The organism is Halopseudomonas sp., assembly GCF_036961105.1.
GTDB lineage: Bacteria > Pseudomonadota > Gammaproteobacteria > Pseudomonadales > Pseudomonadaceae > Halopseudomonas.
On sequence record NZ_JBALWW010000030.1, the window covers coordinates 16,345 to 32,428 of the forward strand.

Here is a 16,084-nt window from a genome sequence, read left to right on the forward strand (position 1 = left end):
TTATCCGGTTTAACGGGCGCCTTGCCAAATCTTCCCGGCATGGACTGATGCATGGCGCTCTAGTGCATGGAGCCGCAGGCGGGGTTAGAACATGTCCAGCGGGTCGATGTCGATGGACCAGCGCACGCGACGCGCGTCCGGATGCTGCTCCAGCAGTGGCAATAATAAATGTACCAATTGGTGCAGTGTCGAGCGTTGTGCGGCCTGCAGCAGCAACTGTGCGCGAAAACGGCCGGCACGGCGCTCCATGGGCGAGGGCACCGGGCCGAGCAGGTCGATATCGGCGAGCTGGTGCTGATCGACCAGTTGCTCTGCCTGCTCCAGCGCCTGCTCGAGAAATTCATTGGCGGCGCGGCCGTTGTTGGCCTCGGCGCGCAGCAGTGCCATGAAACGGTAGGGCGGCAGTTGCGAAATGGCGCGTTCGGCCAGTTCGCGTTTGGCGATGGCGGGGTAGCCCTGCTCGGTGAGCTCGATCAGGAGCGGATGTTCGGCCATGTGGGTCTGAATGATCACCTGGCCAGGCTTCTCGGCGCGCCCGGCGCGTCCGGCCACCTGGGTAATCATCTGCGCCATGCGTTCAGGGCCGCGGAAATCGGCGGAAAACAGTCCGCCGTCGGCATCCAGAATGGCCACCAGGGTGACATCGGGGAAATGGTGACCCTTGGCGAGCATCTGCGTGCCGACCAGGATGCAGGGCTGCGCGCTCTGGATGGTCTCCATCATCTGCTGCATGGCCTTCTTGCGGCTCATGCTTTCGCGGTCGATGCGCAGCACAGGGAAGTCCGGAAAGCGCTCGTTCAGGTGCTCTTCGGTGCGTTCCGTGCCGGCGCCAAGTGGCCGCAGGTCGGTGCTCTGGCATTTGGGGCAGTGCTTGTCCAAAGGCCGCTGACTGTTGCAGTGGTGGCAATGCAGGTGCGCCGGCGACTGATGCACCGTCATGCGCGCGTCGCAGCGCTTGCACTCGGCAATCCAGCCGCAATCGTGGCACATCAGGGTCGGGGCAAAGCCGCGCCGGTTGATGAATACCAGTACCTGGTTACCCTTGTTCAAGTGCTCGCCAATCAATAGCGTGAGCGGGCGCGACAGGCCGCCTTCCAGCGGCCGGCTGCGAATATCGAGGCATTGAAAGCTGGGTGGCTTGGCGTTGCCGGCACGCTGGGTCAGGCGCAACAGATGGTAGCGGCCCTGCTCCACGTTGTGCAGGCTTTCCAGCGACGGCGTGGCGGAGCCCAGAATCACTGCCACCTGTTCCAGATGCGCGCGGTATACCGCCAGATCGCGGGCGTTGTAACGCAAGCCTTCCTGCTGTTTATAGGAAAGGTCATGTTCTTCGTCGACGATAATCAAGCCCGGGCGCGCCAGTGGTGTGAAGATGGCCGAGCGCGTGCCAATCACTATCCCGGCATCGCCATCGCGCGCGGCAACCCAGGCGTCCAGCCGTTCTCGGTCGTTGAGGCCCGAATGCAGAATGACCACGGGCGCGCTGAAGCGCTGCTGGAAGCGCGCCAGGGTCTGCGGTGTGAGGCCGATCTCAGGAATCAGCACCAGCGCCTGATGCCCGCTGCGCAGGCATTGTTCGATGGCCTGCAGGTAGACCTCGGTCTTGCCGCTGCCGGTGACCCCCTCCAGCAGCCAGGCGTGAAAGCCGGCCTTGGCGAGAATGGCGTCCAGCGCGGCCTGCTGTTCGTCGTTGGCCGTCAGCGGCGCCTGCCTTAATAAAGGTAGCGGTTCGGCAATATGATGGGGGGACTGCTCGATGCGCTCGACCAACCCTTTTTTCTCCAGGGCTTCGAGTGCGTCGCGGGTCAGGCCCCATTGGGCGATGAGTGCATGCGAGAGCCCGTGGGGGTGCTGCGCCAGCACCTGCACGGCGTGTTTCTGCTTGGCTGCGCGTGCCACTGCCGGATGCTCCGGATAGGCGCCGGGCAAGAGTTGCCAAAGCCGATCCTGCCGCGCCAGCGCTGGTTCGCCCTGGCGCAACAGCACGGGCAGAGCCACGCTCAGAGTGTCACCCAGGCCATGCTGGTAATAGCGCGCAGTCCATTGGCATAGCTGCCAGAGGCTCGGCGGCAACAGCGGGGTGCTGTCGAGCACCGCCTCGGCTGGCTTGAGCTTGCCCTCTGGCACGTCGGTGTGGTCGCTCAGGCCGGCGATTATGCCGACCAGGGCGCGACGGCCGAAGGGTACTCTTACCCGCTGGCCTATCTGCAACTGCTCGCGCGCGACACCAGCGGGCGCCTGATAATCGAACAGGCGGCGCAGCGGTGAGGGCAGGGCAACTTGCAGAATGGGTGGTGGCACGTAACGGACTCCGGTTGGCAGGCCGCTATGTTACCACCGCCGTGGCAAAACACCGGGCTTGCGTCGGGGTCGAATTCTGTTATCATCGCCGGCCTAATTTCCGGTCGCTCTGTGTGCAGGCTTGCACCCGGCCCCGGACTGGTAGAGAAACTGCTAGAAAGCTTACTGATAGAAAGTTTACTGAGTGCGGTGCCCGATCAGGTTGATCCGGTGGCGGCACAAACCAACCGAGGAATGACCATGAAAGCTGATTTGCATCCCAAGTACGAAGAAATCAAGGCTACCTGCAGCTGCGGTAACGTGATTACTACCCGTTCCAGCCTGTGCGCACCTATCCACCTGGACGTGTGCTCCGAGTGCCACCCCTTCTACACCGGTAAGCAGAAGGTGCTGGATACTGGCGGACGTATCGAGCGCTTCAAGCAGCGTTTCGGCGCAGTCAGCAGCAAGTAACACGAGCAGACGGGCCCAGGTGGCTTTGTCCAATCGAAAAAAGGCGCTCCAGTGGGGCGCCTTTTTTGTTGCCTGGTTTTTGCTGGTACCTTCGTTTGCGCAGGCGCGCGGCGATCTTTGCACCATGCCGGCTGGCGCCAAGCCGGTTACTAGTCAAAGGGTGACCGATGGCGACACTCTGCGCCTGCAGGATGGGCGTCGACTACGCCTGATCGGCGTCAACGCGCCCGAACTGGGTCGCGACGGCAAGCCGTCCGAGCCCTATGCGCAGGCGGCCAAGCGAAGGCTGCAGGCATTGGCCGACGGCAGAAAGCTGCATCTGGTGACCGGCAGCGAGGCGACCGATCGCTATGGTCGCACCCTGGGCTACCTGTTTGACGAGCACGGCGCGAATCTTGAAGCGCAGCTGCTGGCCGAAGGGCTGGGTTATGCCGTGGCGATTCCGCCCAACCTGGCACTGGTGGCTTGCCATGCTGCGGCCGAGGATCAGGCGCGCAGCGCCCGTCTGGGTTTGTGGCGTTCACAGTCGATTACACCAGCTAGCGCCTTGCGCAGCGGCGGTTTTCATTTGCTGCGTGGCAAGGTTAGTGCAATCAACCACGCAGGGAGCACTCTGTGGATCGATCTGGAGGGGCCCGTGATCCTGCGCCTGTCGATGGCTGATCGCAGGCATTTCCCCGTGTTGCCGGATGCCAGCTGGGTGGGCGCAGAGCTTGAGCTCAGAGGCTGGCTGCTTGATCGGCAGTCCTGGAGTGGCATGCGTCCTGGCTATCGCCGCTTCATGCTCAATGTGCGGCATCCACTGCAACTGCGGCGGCTTTAGGCTTGCGGGTACGCACTGGCAGGTCAGGGGAAGCCCTGGGCGAGCATGCGTCAATATGACTCAAGGACGTAACAGATTGGCCTTGACATTGATGCCGTGAATAACCTTGTTACCCCTCGGGGTTTTATGTATTCTCCGACGTCCGCATGAGCAACCTGACCGGAAACTATTGACCATGTCTGACTTGAGAACTGATGCACTCGCCTATCACGCAAATCCGCGTCCAGGCAAGCTGAGCGTAGAACTGACCAAGCCGACCGCCACTGCGCGCGATCTGGCTCTGGCCTACAGCCCGGGTGTAGCAGAACCGGTGCGTGAAATCGCCAAGGATCTGGAAAACGCCTACAAATACACCGGTAAAGGCAACCTGGTTGCCGTTATCTCTGACGGTACCGCCATCCTCGGCCTGGGTAACCTGGGGCCGCTGGCGAGCAAGCCGGTAATGGAAGGCAAGGGCGTGCTGTTCAAGCGTTTTGCCGGGATCGACGTATTCGACATCGAAGTCGAGTCCGAGAGCCCGCAGGCCTTCATTGACACCGTCAAGCGCATCTCCTGCACTTTCGGCGGCATCAACCTCGAAGATATCAAGGCGCCCGAGTGCTTCGAGATCGAGCGTGCCCTGATCGAGCAGTGTGATATTCCGGTTTTCCACGATGACCAGCACGGCACCGCGATCGTTACCGCTGCCGCCATGATCAACGCGCTGGAGCTGGCCGACAAGACTTTGGAAAGCGCCAAGATCGTTTGTCTGGGTGCCGGCGCTGCCGCCATCGCCTGCATGAAACTGCTGGTGAGCATGGGCGCCAAGGCCGAGAACATCTACATGCTTGACCGCAAGGGTGTGATCCACTCCGGCCGTGATGACCTGAACGAATACAAGGCCATCTTCGCGACTGAAACCGACAAGCGCACGCTGTCCGATGCCATGAAAGGCGCTGACGTCTTCGTTGGTCTGTCTGGTCCGAACCTGCTGCAGCCCGCTGAACTGAAGCTGATGGCTGAAAACCCCATCGTCTTCGCCTGTTCCAACCCGGATCCGGAAATCGATCCTGCGCTGGCTCATGCCTCACGTCCTGACGTGATCATGGCGACCGGTCGTTCCGATTACCCGAACCAGGTCAACAACGTGCTGGGCTTCCCCTTCATCTTCCGTGGTGCATTGGACGTTCGTGCCACGCGTATCAACGAAGAAATGAAGATCGCAGCAGTTCACGCTATCCGTGAACTGGCCAAGGAGCCGGTACCAGAGTACGTTTCCGAGGCTTACGGCGGTATCGATCTGGCCTTCGGTCGCGAGTACATCATTCCCAAGCCGATGGACGTGCGTCTGATCGAGAAGGTGCCTGCAGCCGTGGCCCAGGCAGCCATCGATTCCGGTGTGGCGACGCGCCCCTATCCGGCGCATTACCCACTCAAGTCGGTTGAAGACTGCATCTGAGTCGGTTGATGTGAAAAACCCCGCTTAGGCGGGGTTTTTTGTGCCTGCCGGTTTTACGCGGCTCAGCAGTCCGGGGCCTCGAGACTGATATCGATCCGCGTCGCCGCATTGTTGCGACTGGCGCGCAGCAGGCTGCCGGGCGGACAACCATTGGCCGAAAGCAGGCACTGTGCGACCGCCGGCTCCAGATGATGGCGGAATGTGCGTGCCATAGCGCGGGCGCCGTAGCGTGGATCAAAACCCTGCTGCGCCAGCCACTGCCGCGCTGACTGTTCCAGCAGCAGCTGTACCTGATGGCGGCCCAGGCGCTGGTTCAGCCGTGCCAGGGCCAGATCAACCAGTTGCTCAAGCTGGTCGCGGGGCAGGCTCGCATAGTGAATGCGGTGGTCGATGCGGTTGATGAACTCCGGGTCCAGCCGGGCGCCGAGAGCTGCCTCCTGGCGGCGGTGCTGCTGCGCCAGCTGCAGGCGCCGGGGCAGCCAGCGCGCGCTTTTGCTGTGCGGGCCGGCGCCCAGGTTGGAGGTCATGAAAATCAGACTGTTGCGAAAATCCAGGTTGCCGTTGCCGGCACTCAGGCGCAGTTGGCCATTGTCGAGGATGTTCATCAGGGCGCGAATAACCTGGTCGTCCGCTTTCTCCAGTTCGTCGAACAGTACTATGCCGGGACGACCGTAGTCGCCCTCGATGCGCTCACGGTCAAACAGCGTGGTGCCTTCCTTGCTGCCGACGTAACCGGGCGGCGCACCGGTCAGTGAGGCGGCGTAGTGCGATTGCGCCAGGGTATTCATGTCGATGCGGCAGTAGGCCTCGCTGCCGCCGTGAATAGCCTCGGCCAGCAGGCGCACGGTTTCGGTCTTGCCGACGCCGGTCGGCCCCAGCAACAGGTAAGTCCCCAGCGGGCGCTGCGGGTCACCGAGTTCAGCCTTGATCACCTGCAGGCTGCTGCCAATCTCCTGCAGCGCGGCGCTCTGACCGATGATGCGACTGTGCAGGCGCGCCATCATCGTTTCCGGATCAAAGCGAAAGCGCGATTGGCGCGTGGTGGGGCTGGCTGCAACACGTTCTTGGTTGGCGGCCAGCACATCATTGATAAAGGGCATGACTTGCATTTACCTGCATCCGTCTGCGGGGCAGCCGGCGGCACGCGAGGCGCCGCCGGCAGGTTCAGGCGCCAGCTTCGCGATCCTTGCCGGGATGGGGCAGCTCGCCCACCGGGCAGTCAGCCACGCCAATGGTCTTGCGGGTCATGGCTTCGACGTTGTCGCGGGCCTTCTCGGCATCCAGCACCCAGGTGCGATAGAAGTCGAAGGGGCAATCGGCGACCCCGCGATCACCGTCACCGGAGTTGTACATGCCGGTGTAACCGCGGTGCAGCAGCTTGAACAGGTGATTCTGCGACTGGTCGTTGGCGCGTGCATCGCGGATCTGCGACACCGACAGCTGCGCGTACTGAATGCCCATGTCCTCCTCGCCGCATTCGCCGAGGGTGCGGCCGTCGAAGCCGATGATCGCCGAGTGGCCGAAGTAGGAATACACGCCGTCAAAGCCGGTGGCATTGGCCACGGCCACGTAGCAGTTGTTGGCCCAGGCCATGGACTTGGCCATCATTACCTGCTGCTCCTTGGCTGGGTACATGTAACCCTGACAGCGCACGATCAGCTCGGCGCCCTTCATGGCGCAGTCGCGCCAGATCTCCGGATAATTGCCGTCGTCGCAGATGATCAGGCTGATCTTCATGCCCTTGGGGCCGTCCGAAACGTAGGTGCGATCACCCGGATACCAGCCCTCGATGGGGCACCAGGGAATGCACTTGCGGTACTTCTGCACGATCTCGCCGTGATCGTTGATCAGGATCAGCGTGTTGTAGGGCGCTTTGTTCGGGTGCTCCTCATGTTGCTCGCCGGTCAGCGAGAAGATGCCCCAGGTTTTCGCCTGCTTGCAGGCTTCGCTGAAAATGCGGGTTTCATCGCCAGGCACAGTCGCTGCGGTGGCCATCATCTCGTCGTTGTCGTACATGATGCCCATGGTGCTGTATTCCGGGAACACCACCAGATCCATGCCGGGCAGGCCCTGCTTCATGCCGATGATCATGTCGGCAATCTTGCGTGCGTTGTCCCGGACCTCGGCGCGGCTGTGCAGCCGCGGCATCTTGTAGTTCACCACCGCAACGCCCACGGTATCGGGGCTGCTGGAAATATCACCATGACGCATGGGTAACTCCTCCGTTCGGGTTAGGACTGTTTCAAGTAGGTTCAGCTGCGCCCGATGCCAAGCTTGTCGACCCGGTAACGCAGCTGTCTGAGACTGATGTTGAGCCGCCGTGCGGCTTCGGACTGATTGTTGTTGGTCTGCGACAACATGGCGCTGATCTGCGCGGCCTCGTCCTGCTGCACCCAGTTGTAGGAACGGCCGTACTGGCGCGGCTCCTCGGTAATCGGCGCCTCTGCCGGGGCCGCTGCGGGGCCGGGCGTGTGGCGGTTGCCGGGAATGGTGATGGCACTTTCCGAGGCCAGTGCCTGGCGCAGCTTCTCGCCGCTGAGCAGTTCCTGGTCGCTGGTGAGCGCCGCGCGCTCGAGCACGTTCTGCAGTTGCCGGATGTTGCCCGGCCAGTCGAAGTTTTCGAGGATGCCGAACGCCTCGGGGCAAAGGCTCCAGTTGCGCTCGTAGTGATGATTGAGTTCGTTGAGAAAATGCAGCGCCAGTTGCCTGATGTCGTCCTGGCGCTCGCGCAGTGGCGGCAGGTGTACCGGCACCACGTGCAGGCGGTAGAACAGGTCGAGACGGAAGGCGGCCTGGTTCACCTGGGCCTGCAGGTTGACGTGGGTGGCGGTGATCACACGGAAGTCCACCGACACCGAGTCGTTGCTGCCAATCGGGTCGACCTTTTTCTCCTGCAGCACGCGCAGCAGTTTGGCCTGCAGTGACAGCGGCATGTCGCCGATTTCATCGAGAAACAGGGTGCCGCCGTCGGCCTGGACTATCTTGCCCTGCTTGTTCTGGGCGGCGCCGGTGAAGGCGCCCTTGGTATGGCCAAACAGCTCGGACTCGAGCAGGTCGGCCGGAATCGCGGCGCAGTTGATGCAGATGAACGGCTTCTCGCGGCGGTCGCTCTGCTGGTGAATCATCCGTGCGAATTTTTCCTTGCCGGTCCCTGACTCGCCCAGCAGCATCACCGGCGCGTCACTGTGCGCGACCTGAATGGTCGAGCGCACCGCGTCCATCAGCGCCGGGCTGCTACCGAGAATGCCGTGCGCCAGGCTTTGTTTGACCATGCCCTCGATGGCGATGCTGTGGCGCAGGCTCTGGTTTTCCTTGACCAGGTGCTCGGTCTGTTCGACCACAAACTGGTGGATGCGCAGTACCTGACCGATCATTGCGGCGGCCACGCGCAGCAGGCTGATGTCGCCATCAAAGGGGCGTTCGTGCATGCCTTCGCGCTGCACCGAGAGCACGCCAATGGGTGTGCCCGACTCCAGAATCGGTACTGAGATAAAGGCCATACGGCCACCGCTGTGGTGCGCCAGCTCGGTAATGCGGCGCACGAACAGCGGCTCGTTGTCGACATCCGGCACCAGGCCGATGGAGCCAGTACGCATGACGTAGCCGGTGACGCCCTGATTGACGTGCAGATTGAAGCGGCCGGCTTTCAGGTCTTCGACGGACAGGCCGTAGGAGTATTTCACCTGCAGGCTGTCGGAATTGGCTTCGGGCAGGCTGACCCGGCCGCAGTTCAGCCCGTATAGCTGGGACAGCAAGCGCAGAATGCCCTGAATGGTGCGGGGCGCATCCAGCGGCTTTTCCAGCAGCTTGGCCATCTCCAGAATGACGACCAGTTCGCGCTTCATCATCTGTTGGGCTATCCGTTCAGGCATGAGATTCAAGATGAGAGAGTCCTCGCGGCGGGAATGATGTCCGCGCGACCTTTCACCGATGTTCGGTAGGGAGTTGACGATGCGGGGCTTGCCCGCCATCGGCGCAGCGCTAATGGCTGATCATCCAGGGTCGTCGCGGACCGCTCTGCTGCTTCAGGGCAGGGGGCTGTCCTTCGGCACGCGGCTTGTGCTGACAAGTTCCGGAGTTGCAACAACTGTGCCCGTGGCTGACCTTGGGCGCGTGTGCACTGCGTTCATTGGTCTCGTGTGCCTGGCGCTGCTGGCTGTTCATGGTCTGCAGGCGGGGGGCGGAAATGCGCCTTTGCATAGGCTGGCTGCAGGCTGGGCAGTTGCGCGGCAGGTTGCGCTCGCTGCTGGGTAGCAGGGCTTCAAAGGGCCCGCAGGCCTCGCATTCAAAATCGTATAACGGCATGGAGTGCTCCCGGTTAGTGCGAAGAAGTCGAGGTGGCCCGCGCCAGCTTGGTGCGGGCCACTGTGTGGCTCAGCCTTTCCAGAACGCGGTGGGCACTTCGTCGCTGGTGACCGCAATGGTCGGACCGTCGGCGTTGGGCATGATGTCGAAATCGAAGATTTCCGTGGGTATCCAGACCGTGGCGCAGACGTTGGGCACATCGACGATGCCGCTGATGTGGCCCTGTACGGGTGCGGTGCCCAGCAGGGAGTACGCCTGCGCGCCGCTGTAACCGAACTTCTTCAGGTACTCGATGGCGTTGAGGCAGGCCTGACGGTAGGCAACGTGGGCATCCAGGTAGTGCTGTTTGCCGCTTTCATCGACCGAGATGCCTTCGAAGATCAGGTGCTTCTTGTAGCTCGGCGCCATGTCGCTGGGCTGGAAGATCGGGTTCTTCACGCCGTACTTCTTGACGCCGTCCTTGATCAGGTTGACGCGAATGTGAATCCAGCCGGCCATCTCGATGGCGCCGCAGAAGGTGATTTCACCGTCGCCCTGGGAGAAGTGCAGGTCGCCCATCGACAGGCCGCCTCCTTTTACGTAGACCGGAAAGAACACCCGCGAGCCCTTGGTCAGATCCTTGATATCGCAGTTGCCGCCGTGTTCGCGCGGGGGCACGGTGCGGGCACCTTCGTTGGCGACTTTGACAGCAGCATCACCAGTTGCACGGCCAACGTGGGCGGTGGGCGCGTAGGGTGGATTGGCCAGGCCGGGTACGCGGTCAGGGTCGGTGTCGATCAGCGCTTGCTCGCGCTTGTTCCACTCATCCAGCAGCTCCTGCGATGGCAGGCAGCCGATCAGGCCGGGGTGCATCAGGCCGATGAACTCGACGCCCGGAATGTGGCGTGATTTGGTGTAGATGCCGTTGAAGTCCCAGATGGTCTTGCGCGCTTCGGGATAGTGTTCGGTCAGAAAGCCGCCGCCGTTTTCCTTGGCGAACACGCCATTGAAGCCCCACATCTGATCGGCAAAGGCGCCGATGTCGAGAATGTCGACCACCATCAGGTCGCCTGGCTCGGCGCCTTCTACGGCAACCGGGCCGCTGAGGTAGTGCACCTTGGAGAGGTCGACATCGCGTACGTCTTCGGCGCTGTCATTGTTGCCGATCTGGCCACCGGTCCAGTCCATGCACTCGATGATGAAGTCGGCGCCGGGTTTGACGGTAGCAACCATGGGCACATCCGGGTGCCAGCGGTTGTGAATATTGTCGTGCTCCTGAGGGCTTTTGCTCAGGTCGATCTTGATCAGTGTTTCAGCCATGACGGGGAATCCTCTGCGTCGGGAGTAGTGTGTCAGGCCCAATGACGGCCCGTGCCAAATCCCAGAGCATGAGCCGTGCCAGCTTTGTTTACATTTTGAAATGCTAGCTAAATCAGCGTGTTGCGTTAAATGTCAAGCTTGCTGGCGGTGCGCAGAGAGGGCGCTTGTGACAATGTCATCAGCCAATTGCTGACATTGTCATGACAATGTCAGGCGCGCTTTGTCATTTGCCCGTGTCTGGCTTTGACATTGCGTGACTCGCGCGGCGGAGCAGCAGTTGGGTTATCGGCTCATACCGCTGATTTAACAAAGGTTTTTATTTTCGGAGTATTTATTTTTCAGCCGCTTCGGGGTGCTGGCACAGTGGTTGCTCTGGGGTGAGGGTGACAGGCAAGCGGGTAGGGAGTGCGGCCCGCTTTCCGGTTTTACCCACACTAAGGAGATTTACCCTATGCAAGATTCAACACACAGCAAGCCGGCCTGGAAGCGCCGCCTTCTCGGGTTGGCGCTGAGTACCGGGTTGGGCTTTTCCGGAATGGCGGGCGCTGCCGAAGTCAACACCACTGGCCTGGCGGTTACTGATGACACTGTGCAGGTAGGTATCCTGCATTCGATCACCGGCACCATGGCGATCAGCGAAACCGGTTCGGTGGAAGCCGAGAAACTCGCCATTGAGCAGATCAACGCGGCTGGCGGTGTGCTGGGTCGTCAGATCGAGATCATCCAGGAAGACGGCGCCAGTGACTGGCCGACCTTCGCCGAGAAGGCGCGCAAGCTGCTGGTACAGGATAACGTAGCCGCCGTCTTCGGCTGCTGGACCTCTGCCTCGCGTAAGGCAGTGCTGCCCGTGTTCGAGAAAGAAAACGGCATGCTCTACTACCCAACCTTTTATGAAGGTCTGGAGCAGTCCAAGAACGTGATCTACACCGGGCAGGAAGCGACCCAGCAGATCATTGCCGGTCTTGACTGGATCGCCAAGGAGAAGGACGCCAAGACTTTCTACCTGGTCGGCTCCGACTATATCTGGCCGCGTACCTCCAACAAGATCGCGCGCAAGCACATTGAAACCGTGCTGGGTGGCACCGTGGTGGGGGAAGAATACTACCCGCTGGGTAACACCAACTTCGGTTCGCTGATCAACAAGATCCGCTTGAAAAAGCCTGATGTGGTGTACGCCTCAATTGTTGGCGGCTCCAACGTGGCCTGGTGGAAGCAGCTGAAGGCCGCCGGTATCACCGCTGATCGCCAGACCATCATGACCATCTCGGTGACCGAAGACGAAGTACTCGGCATCGGTGGCGAGAACATGGAAGGTTTCTATTCGGCGATGAAGTACTTCCAGTCGCTGGATAACGAAAACAACGTCGAGTTCGTCAAGGCGTTCAAAGCCCGCTGGGGTGACGACAGTGTCATCGGCGACGTAACCCAGGCCGCTTATCTGGGCCCCTGGTTGTGGAAGGCGGCCGTTGAGAAAGCCGGTAGCTTCGATGTTGACGCGGTAGCCGCTGCCTCTGCCGAGATCGAGTTGACTACCGCGCCAGAAGGCTACGTGAAGGTGCATGAGAATCATCACCTGTGGAGCAAGCTGCGTGTGGGCCAGTGGGGCGCCGACGGTCAGGCCAAAGTGGTTTACGAGTCTGATCTGATCGAGCCAAACCCCTTCCCGGAAGGTTATCAATAAGGCGTCCTGGTGACGTGACGTAATCCGATGCGGCCCTCGCGGCCGCATCCTTCCGAGTCTAGGAGAGCAATTATGGGCGGTTACACATCGCAGGAGCTGACGGCTATCTTCGTCATGCAGGGCTTCAGTGGCCTGAGCCTGTTCTGCGTCTTTCTGCTGATGGCCCTCGGGCTGGCGATCATTTTCGGGCAGATGGGCGTGATCAACATGGCCCATGGTGAGTTTCTTACCCTGGGCGCTTACATCACCTGGATGGTATCCAAGCTGGCCACGGAAACCTGGCCCTGGATGCAGGAGTTCTACTTCCCGCTGGCGGTGGTGCTTGCCTTTGCCGGTACCTTCGTACTCGGTTATCTGGTGGAAATGCTGTTGATAAGGCGCCTGTACAGTCGGCCGCTGGATACGCTGCTGGCGACCTGGGGGCTGGGTCTGATCATGCAGCAGATTTACCGTTCCACTTTCGGCCCGCGCGAAGTCAGCGTGGTGATGCCTGACTGGCTGATGGGGTCATGGGCACCTACCGACATTATCGATATTCCATTGAACGGCCTGTTTGTGATGGGCATCACCTCGCTGATGACGCTGCTGGTAGTGATACTGCTGTATCGCTCGCGCTGGGGCATCAAGGTGCGCGCCACCACACAGAATCGGGCAATGGCAAACGCCGCGGGTATCAATACCCAGCGGGTTGACCGTTTTACCTTTGCCCTGGGTTGCGGCATCGCCGGGGTGGCGGGTGCGGCCTTTACCACGATCGCCTCCACCGGGCCGACCACTGGCGGGCTCTACATCGTCGATACCTTCCTGGTTGTGGTGTTTGGCGGCGCAGCGAGCTTGCTGGGCACCGTGGTCTCGGCGTTCGGTATCGCCCAGTCGCAATCGATTCTCGAGTTTTTCCTCAGCGGGTCCATGGCCAAGGTCATCACCCTGCTGACCGTGGTCGGCATCCTGATGTTCCGTCCCCAGGGGCTCTTTGCAAGCAAGGTGCGTCGCTGAGCGACGCCCTGGCTGGAGGTTATTGAAATGGATAAGTGGATAGCAGCATTTGGGGGGCGGCAACGGTTGTTGCAGTTGCTGGCGCTGGCCGTCCTGCTGTTGGTGATTCTGCCGCTGACGCTGGATATCTTCCGGCTGAATCTGGTCGGCAAGTATCTGACGTACGCTTTTGTGGCGGTGGGTCTGGTGCTGTGCTGGGGTTACGGCGGCATTCTCAGTCTGGGGCAGGGGGTGTTTTTCGGCATCGGCGGTTACTGCATGGCGATGTTTCTCAAGCTGGAAGCATCCAGCCCGGAGAACACCGCTATTCAGAGTACGCCGGGGATTCCGGACTTCATGGACTGGAACCAGATCACCGAACTGCCGGCAATGTGGATGCCCTTCCACAGCCTGACGCTGACCATCGCCCTGATACTGACGGTGCCGGCGCTGTTCGCCTTCGTCATCGGTGCTGCCATGTTCAAGCGTCGCGTGGGCGGGGTGTACTTCGCGATCATCACCCAGGCGATTGCTTCGATTGCAACCATTCTGATTATCGGCCAGCAAGGCTACACCGGTGGCATCAACGGCATTACCGACCTGCGCACCCTGCTGGGTTGGGATATTCGGCCGGATAGTTCGAAGTACCTGCTGTACTTCCTGTGCTGCATTCTGCTGATCCTTTGTCTGCTGATTGGTCAGTTCGTGCTCAACAGCCGGTACGGCAAATTGCTGATTGCCATGCGCGACCAGGAAGACCGCGTGCGCTTCTCCGGCTACGACGTCGCCAATATCAAGATCTTCGTGTTTGCCCTGGCCGGGGTGTTCTCCGCGCTCGGCGGTGCGATGTTTGCGCTGCAGGTCGGCTTCATGTCGCCTTCCTTTGTCGGCACCGTGGTATCGATTGAAATGGTCATCTTTTGCGCCGTGGGTGGGCGTCTGTCATTGATTGGCGCGGTCTACGGCGCGCTGCTGGTCAATCTGGCGAAAACCTTGTTGTCGGAAAGCTTCCCGCAGCTGTGGATCGTGTTTATGGGGGCGCTCTTTATTGGCGTGGTACTGCTGTTCCCACAAGGGCTGGCCGGTATCTACGAAGACCATGTCCGTCCTCGGGTGGCGAAGCTGTTTTCTCGCAAATCGAACGGCAATAGCAGTGCTGACGAAGGTGTTGCACAGGAGGCGCGGCCATGACATCGCCCATTTTGCTGGCCATTGAAGACCTGACCGTATCCTTTGATGGCTTCAAGGCCGTCGACGGACTCAACCTTTACGTAGAGCGCAACGAGGTGCGCGTAGTCATCGGTCCCAATGGGGCGGGCAAGACTACCTTGCTCGACCTGATCTGCGGCAAGACCAAGGCGTCTGCCGGATCAATCAAGTTCAAGGAAACCGAACTGACCAAACTGGTAGAGCACGATATCGTCAAGGCAGGTGTAGGACGCAAATTCCAGACACCTTCCATCTACGAAAATCTCAGCGTGCGGGAGAACCTGGAGCTCTCCTACCCCAAAGGCCGCAACGTGTTTGGCAGCCTGTTCTTCAAGGTGACTGACAAGGTGCGGGAGCGGGTACTTGAGGTCGCGAAGGATATTTTTCTCAGTGATCGCCTGGATACCAGTGCCGGTCTGCTCAGTCACGGGCAGAAGCAGTGGCTGGAGATCGGCATGCTGCTGATTCAGGATCCGGAGCTGCTGATGCTGGATGAACCGGTCGCGGGGATGAGCGTCTCCGAGCGCGAAGCCACGGCCGAACTCTTGGGTCGTATCAGCAAGAACCGCTCGGTGATCGTCATCGAGCACGACATGGACTTCGTCAAGGACATAGCCCACCGCGTCACCGTGCTGCATCAGGGCAAGTTGCTCGCCGAAGGCAAGATGGATGAGGTACAGCAGAACGAAAAGGTCATCGAGGTTTATCTCGGCCACTAACTGATAGGGAGCATGAGCATGTTGAAAGTAAGCGACCTGCGGGTCAGTTATGGCATGAGCGAGGTCATCCACGGCATCAACCTGGAAGTGGGCGAGAACGAGACCGTCGCCATCATGGGTCGTAACGGCATGGGCAAGACCACGCTGTTCAAGTCACTGATCGGCATGATCCCCTGCAGTGGCGGCGAGATCACCTTCAATGACAAGGCGTTATCGAAGTTGCAGTCTTACCAGCGGGTGGCAAGTGGTATTGCCTACGTGCCCCAGGGGCGCATGGTGTTTCCGGCCCTGACAGTAGAGGAAAACATCATGGCCGGCCTGGAGGTCACCGGACGGCGAAAGGTGCCGGATGACATCTATGAGTTGTTTCCGGTGTTGCTGGAAATGCGCCACCGTAAGGCCGGCAACCTGTCGGGTGGGCAGCAGCAGCAGTTGGCAATCGGCCGGGCGTTGGCGGCCAACCCCAAGGTACTGCTGCTGGATGAGCCGACCGAGGGGATTCAGCCGTCCATCATAAAACAGCTGGCAATCACGCTGAATGAGATCAAGCAACTGCGCAAGATCAGCATAGTAGTGTCGGAGCAGGTGTTAAGTTTCGCGCTTAACGTGGCCGACCGCATGCTGGTGATCGACAAGGGCAAGATAGTGCATGAAGCCGTAGGCGAGCAGATCGACAAGGCGCACATCAGCAAGTACCTGTCTGTCTAAAGCCGCGAATTTGCTGGCCCGGCCCGGCGCCTGATCAAGGCGCCGGGCTTTTTTGTGCCCGAGACGAAAATAAGCGCTTGACGGCCTTGCTGAAGCCTCTATAATTCGCCCTCTCGCTGAGCAGGAAGCTCCAAGTAAAGCGCTTATTAATCAATGAGTTAGCTTGAAATCAG

Annotated in this window: 14 protein-coding genes; 8 read left to right on the plus strand and 6 right to left on the minus strand. The window is 60.5% G+C overall.

The features are described from left to right. Positions 1–84: 84 nt before the first annotated feature. The gene (locus V7756_RS18065; protein ID WP_335611598.1) at positions 85–2,301 is read right to left on the minus strand and encodes a primosomal protein N'; all 2,217 of its coding nucleotides are present in this window, start codon (positions 2,299–2,301) and stop codon (positions 85–87) included. Between the two features lie 240 nt (positions 2,302–2,541). On the opposite strand from V7756_RS18065, the gene rpmE reads away from it, so the two are divergent. From rpmE to V7756_RS18080, 3 genes are all read left to right on the plus strand, one after another. Beyond that, positions 2,542–2,754, plus strand: a complete 213-nt coding sequence (gene rpmE, locus V7756_RS18070) for a 50S ribosomal protein L31 (RefSeq protein ID WP_092287436.1) — start codon at positions 2,542–2,544, stop codon at positions 2,752–2,754. Between the two features lie 25 nt (positions 2,755–2,779). Beyond that, positions 2,780–3,577, plus strand: a complete 798-nt coding sequence (locus tag V7756_RS18075; RefSeq protein ID WP_442909025.1) for a thermonuclease family protein — start codon at positions 2,780–2,782, stop codon at positions 3,575–3,577. A gap of 175 nt (positions 3,578–3,752) precedes the next feature. Beyond that, the gene (locus tag V7756_RS18080; protein WP_335611600.1) at positions 3,753–5,015 is read left to right on the plus strand and encodes a malic enzyme-like NAD(P)-binding protein; all 1,263 of its coding nucleotides are present in this window, start codon (positions 3,753–3,755) and stop codon (positions 5,013–5,015) included. Between the two features lie 62 nt (positions 5,016–5,077). On the opposite strand, the gene V7756_RS18085 is transcribed toward V7756_RS18080, so the two are convergent. From V7756_RS18085 to fmdA, 5 genes are all read right to left on the minus strand, one after another. Further along, on the minus strand, positions 5,078–6,124 hold the full coding sequence (locus V7756_RS18085) for an AAA family ATPase (RefSeq protein WP_335611601.1): 1,047 nt from the start codon (positions 6,122–6,124) through the stop codon (positions 5,078–5,080). A gap of 55 nt (positions 6,125–6,179) precedes the next feature. Next, positions 6,180–7,226, minus strand: a complete 1,047-nt coding sequence (locus tag V7756_RS18090) for an aliphatic amidase (protein ID WP_335611602.1) — start codon at positions 7,224–7,226, stop codon at positions 6,180–6,182. Between the two features lie 41 nt (positions 7,227–7,267). Then, positions 7,268–8,863 carry a sigma-54-dependent Fis family transcriptional regulator gene (locus V7756_RS18095; protein WP_335611603.1) on the minus strand — a complete coding sequence of 532 codons (1,596 nt, stop codon included), beginning with the start codon at positions 8,861–8,863 and terminating at the stop codon, positions 7,268–7,270. A 133-nt stretch (positions 8,864–8,996) separates the two neighbouring features. Next, positions 8,997–9,320: an FmdB family zinc ribbon protein gene (locus V7756_RS18100; RefSeq protein WP_335611604.1), complete on the minus strand. Its 324-nt coding sequence runs from the start codon at positions 9,318–9,320 to the stop codon at positions 8,997–8,999. A 69-nt stretch (positions 9,321–9,389) separates the two neighbouring features. After that, positions 9,390–10,619 carry a formamidase gene (gene fmdA, locus V7756_RS18105; protein ID WP_335611605.1) on the minus strand — a complete coding sequence of 410 codons (1,230 nt, stop codon included), beginning with the start codon at positions 10,617–10,619 and terminating at the stop codon, positions 9,390–9,392. 535 nt (positions 10,620–11,154) lie between these two features. Here fmdA and urtA point away from each other — a divergent pair. The 5 genes from urtA (at position 11,155) to urtE (ending at position 15,911) form a co-directional block, all read left to right on the plus strand. Further along, positions 11,155–12,300 (plus strand): urea ABC transporter substrate-binding protein, encoded by a 1,146-nt coding sequence (gene urtA / locus V7756_RS18110; protein ID WP_335611610.1) that lies wholly within the window; start codon positions 11,155–11,157, stop codon positions 12,298–12,300. Between the two features lie 72 nt (positions 12,301–12,372). Next, the gene (urtB, locus tag V7756_RS18115) at positions 12,373–13,296 is read left to right on the plus strand and encodes an urea ABC transporter permease subunit UrtB (RefSeq protein ID WP_335611606.1); all 924 of its coding nucleotides are present in this window, start codon (positions 12,373–12,375) and stop codon (positions 13,294–13,296) included. A 27-nt stretch (positions 13,297–13,323) separates the two neighbouring features. Further along, a complete protein-coding gene (gene urtC / locus V7756_RS18120; protein ID WP_335611607.1) occupies positions 13,324–14,466 on the plus strand; it encodes an urea ABC transporter permease subunit UrtC in 1,143 nt (380 codons plus the stop codon). Then, positions 14,463–15,203, plus strand: coding sequence for an urea ABC transporter ATP-binding protein UrtD (gene urtD, locus V7756_RS18125; protein ID WP_335611608.1), 741 nt, complete (start codon positions 14,463–14,465; stop codon positions 15,201–15,203). Before urtC ends, urtD begins: the two co-directional genes overlap by 4 nt. A gap of 18 nt (positions 15,204–15,221) precedes the next feature. Then, on the plus strand, positions 15,222–15,911 hold the full coding sequence (urtE, locus tag V7756_RS18130; protein WP_335611609.1) for an urea ABC transporter ATP-binding subunit UrtE: 690 nt from the start codon (positions 15,222–15,224) through the stop codon (positions 15,909–15,911). Positions 15,912–16,084: the final 173 nt, after the last annotated feature.

Bases quoted from the DNA above. Each gene is read 5' to 3' on its own strand.
- rpmE (WP_092287436.1), top strand. From the start codon at position 2,542: ATGAAAGCTGATTTGCATCCCAAGTACGAAGAAATCAAGGCTACCTGC.
- V7756_RS18080 (WP_335611600.1), top strand. From the start codon at position 3,753: ATGTCTGACTTGAGAACTGATGCACTCGCCTATCACGCAAATCCGCGT.
- V7756_RS18085 (WP_335611601.1), bottom strand. From the start codon at position 6,124: ATGCAAGTCATGCCCTTTATCAATGATGTGCTGGCCGCCAACCAAGAA.
- V7756_RS18090 (WP_335611602.1), bottom strand. From the start codon at position 7,226: ATGCGTCATGGTGATATTTCCAGCAGCCCCGATACCGTGGGCGTTGCG.
- V7756_RS18095 (WP_335611603.1), bottom strand. From the start codon at position 8,863: ATGATGAAGCGCGAACTGGTCGTCATTCTGGAGATGGCCAAGCTGCTG.
- V7756_RS18100 (WP_335611604.1), bottom strand. From the start codon at position 9,320: ATGCCGTTATACGATTTTGAATGCGAGGCCTGCGGGCCCTTTGAAGCC.
- fmdA (WP_335611605.1), bottom strand. From the start codon at position 10,619: ATGGCTGAAACACTGATCAAGATCGACCTGAGCAAAAGCCCTCAGGAG.
- urtA (WP_335611610.1), top strand. From the start codon at position 11,155: ATGGCGGGCGCTGCCGAAGTCAACACCACTGGCCTGGCGGTTACTGAT.
- urtB (WP_335611606.1), top strand. From the start codon at position 12,373: ATGGGCGGTTACACATCGCAGGAGCTGACGGCTATCTTCGTCATGCAG.
- urtC (WP_335611607.1), top strand. From the start codon at position 13,324: ATGGATAAGTGGATAGCAGCATTTGGGGGGCGGCAACGGTTGTTGCAG.
- urtD (WP_335611608.1), top strand. From the start codon at position 14,463: ATGACATCGCCCATTTTGCTGGCCATTGAAGACCTGACCGTATCCTTT.
- urtE (WP_335611609.1), top strand. From the start codon at position 15,222: ATGTTGAAAGTAAGCGACCTGCGGGTCAGTTATGGCATGAGCGAGGTC.